The organism is Neobacillus citreus, assembly GCF_018343545.2.
Taxonomy (GTDB): Bacteria; Bacillota; Bacilli; order Bacillales; family Cytobacillaceae; genus Neobacillus; species Neobacillus citreus.
The window spans coordinates 1-957 of sequence record NZ_JAGYPE020000146.1 but is presented as its reverse complement, the minus strand read 5'-3'; the positions used below and the strand labels follow the sequence as shown (position 1 = coordinate 957).

Annotated in this window: 1 protein-coding gene; it reads left to right on the top strand. The window is 33.9% G+C overall.

All coding sequences use genetic code 11. The annotated features are described in order from the left end of the window. Positions 1 to 680 precede the first annotated feature (680 nt). Positions 681 to 957: citrate/2-methylcitrate synthase (locus KHB02_RS29635; RefSeq protein WP_277398420.1), on the top strand; the 277-nt coding region annotated here is incomplete at its 3' end.

Below are 957 nucleotides of genomic sequence, written 5' to 3'. Positions count from 1 at the left end.
ACGCCGATAACAATTAAAAACCTAATGCTCCGGTTTATGTATTTGGGATTCAAAAGTAATAGACCTCCATTTTTTTAAAATCGCTTACTCTATTTTACCATTTTATTAATTTTTCTGCATATTTTTCCATCGCCTAAAATTTCTTCTTAAATTTATACGTTTAGTTATTAAAATTAGTTTCAGAGGAATGTAGAAAAAAACTACTGGAGTTATTGTATTCCACATCATTGATAATGTTATGGTAAAATAACTTTTAGGGGGATTCGGTGAAAACACAGGCTGAAACTAAGTGAAATGGCTCGTGTTTTTAGCGCCGTTTTTTTTGAAATAATATTTTTTTGCTATTTTCAATTCCTTTTCATTCACAAAAATCTGATTATTGTTTATAATAGGCTTGTAAGCAATATCTTTTTTTACATAAACCGTATAGGAATACTGGAATACTTGAAAAATTATTTATTCCTGTGAATGAAAGGGCATACAGACTTTTTGGTTTTAATCCGAGCAATCGCTCAGTCACCTAGGGTAATGATCAGTTTATCGGCGATGATTTTGCAGTGGAAATCTTCAAATTACTTTATGCCGTTTCTTTTTATCCTAGACTGGGGATTTTCCGGTTTAAAAGAATTAATGAAGCAGTGGGTAATGGGGAATTTTACAATGTAAAGGAGAGATTTTTGATGACAGTAACACGTGGTCTCGAAGGGATTGTGGCAACTACTTCTTCCATTAGTTCAATTATTGATGATACGCTGACATACGTTGGCTATAACATCGATGATTTAGCTGAGAATGCAAGCTTTGAAGAGGTTATTTATCTATTATGGCATCGCAAGCTGCCTAATTCAGAACAATTGGCTGAATTAAAGCAACAGCTTGCTGAAAGTGCTGCACTTCCACAGGAAGTAATTGAGCATTTTAAATTGTTCCCGGTTCAGACAGTACACCCAATGGCAG